Source organism: Endozoicomonas sp. ONNA1 (assembly GCF_024606325.1).
Lineage (GTDB): Bacteria > Pseudomonadota > Gammaproteobacteria > Pseudomonadales > Endozoicomonadaceae > Endozoicomonas_A.
Genome location: NZ_JAHHPN010000787.1, coordinates 1 through 2023 on the forward strand (window position 1 = coordinate 1; position 2023 = coordinate 2023).

The 2023-nt window shown below is 53.3% G+C and carries 3 protein-coding genes; all 3 read left to right on the plus strand.

All coding sequences use genetic code 11. The features are described from left to right. Positions 1–319: chorismate-binding protein (locus KDK19_RS18845; protein WP_257292617.1), on the plus strand; the 319-nt coding region annotated here is incomplete at its 5' end. 1 nt (position 320) lies between these two features. After that, on the plus strand, positions 321–899 hold the full coding sequence (locus KDK19_RS18850; protein ID WP_257280507.1) for an aminodeoxychorismate/anthranilate synthase component II: 579 nt from the start codon (positions 321–323) through the stop codon (positions 897–899). A 67-nt stretch (positions 900–966) separates the two neighbouring features. Beyond that, positions 967–2004: an anthranilate phosphoribosyltransferase gene (gene trpD / locus KDK19_RS18855; protein ID WP_257280532.1), complete on the plus strand. Its 1038-nt coding sequence runs from the start codon at positions 967–969 to the stop codon at positions 2002–2004. Positions 2005–2023 lie beyond the last annotated feature (19 nt).

Here is a 2023-nt window from a genome sequence, read left to right on the forward strand (position 1 = left end):
CAGTGGCGCACCCAAAGTACGAGCCATGGAAATTATTGATCAACTGGAACCTGTCAAGCGCGGGGTATATGGCGGAGCGGTGGGTTATCTGGCATGGAACGGCAACATGGATACAGCTATTGCCATTCGGACTGCAGTGATCAAAGATCGCAAACTCCACGTACAAGCCGGTGCAGGTATTGTTGCCGACTCGATTCCCGAGATGGAATGGAAAGAAACCATGAATAAGGGTCGGGCCCTTTTTAAAGCCGTTGCCATGGCCCAGACAGGTCTGTCTGCCGCCTCCAACAATCAGAAGCAAGCGGGGGAGCGAAACTAAGATGCTTCTAATGATCGACAACTACGATTCGTTCACCTGGAATCTGGTTCAGTACTTTGGCGAACTGGGTCAGGAAGTGGCAGTGCATCGTAACGACAGCATAACCCTGGAACAGATAGAAGCCCTTGACCCTGAGCGTATCATCATTTCTCCGGGTCCCTGTACACCCAATGAGGCCGGTATTTCCATGGAAGCCATTGCGCACTTCAGTAACAAGAAACCCATTCTTGGTGTTTGCCTGGGACACCAGAGCATGGGTCAGGTCTTCGGTGGTAAAATAGTCCGGGCCCGGAAAGTCATGCACGGAAAAGTTTCACCCGTCTACCATAAGGGCCTCGGGGTTTTCGCTGGTCTACCCAACCCGGTCACAACAACTCGCTACCACTCTCTAATCGTTGAAAAAGACAGCTTGCCAGACTGTCTTGAAATTACTGCCTGGACCCGGCATGAAGACGGCAGCATGGATGAGATCATGGGGATTCGCCACAAGACTCTGCCTCTGGAAGGCGTCCAGTTTCATCCGGAATCCATCATGACCGACCACGGCCATGACATGCTGGATAATTTCCTCAAGCAATGATGTCAATGGTGACAAAATCCGGACCATACAAAACAACGTTTCAGAACAACGATTGGAACCAGATGACATGAATATTAAAGAGGGTATTGCCCGAGCTATTAGCCACCATGACCTGGACCGTGGCGAGATGATGAGCATCATGCGGGACATCATGACAGGTCAGTGCACCAGTGCCCAGATCGGTTCATTTCTGACCGCCATGCGTATGAAAAGCGAGAGCATTGAAGAAATTACCGGGGCTACCCAGGTACTGAGAGAAATGGTTACCGCTGTTGAAGTTAACGCTGAGCACCTGGTGGATATTGTCGGCACCGGCGGTGATGGCGCCCACCTGTTCAATGTCTCCACGGCTTCTTCATTTGTCGCAGCTGCTGCCGGTGCCCGCGTTGCCAAACACGGCAACCGAGGGGTATCCAGCTCCAGCGGCAGTGCTGACCTGCTGGAAAAGGCAGGCATTCAGCTCGGCATCACGCCTGAACAGGTAGCACGCTGTACGGAAGAAGTAGGCGTGGGTTTCATGTTTGCTCCTGCCCACCACTCAGCCATGAAAAACGTTGTCGGTGTGCGTAAAGAACTTGGCATCAGGACCTTCTTCAACATCCTGGGCCCCATGTCCAACCCGGCCGGTGTAAAAAACCTCGTCATAGGCGTGTTCACCCGTGAACTGTGCCGCCCCATGGCTGAGGTGCTGCGTGAGCTGGGCAACTACCACGTCATGGTCGTACATTCCATGGACGGTCTGGACGAAATCAGTATCGCCAGCGAAACTTTTGTTGCTGAGCTCAAAGACGGCGAAATTCGTGAATACACGATCAAGCCGGAAGACTTTGGCATTGAGTCCCAGAGTCTGGTCGGTTTGAGCGTAGAAGGCTCCGAGGACTCCCTGGCGTTGATCAGGGATACCCTGGGCAAGCAGGAAGGCGAATATGCCTGCAAGGCGGCCGACATGATCGCACTGAACGCCGGTGCAGCCATTTATGTTTCCGGCGTCGCCACTAACCTGCAGGAAGGGATAGCCATGGCGCAGGACGCTATTGCCAGTGGACTGGGCCTGGAAAAAATGCGTGAGCTGGCCAGCTTCACACAAGTGATTGCAGAGGGGTAACGAATGTCTATGCCAACCA

What these genes read in the sequence shown, in the direction of transcription:
- KDK19_RS18850 (WP_257280507.1), top strand. Translation starts at nt 321, where the DNA reads ATGCTTCTAATGATCGACAACTACGATTCGTTCACCTGGAATCTGGTT.
- trpD (WP_257280532.1), top strand. Translation starts at nt 967, where the DNA reads ATGAATATTAAAGAGGGTATTGCCCGAGCTATTAGCCACCATGACCTG.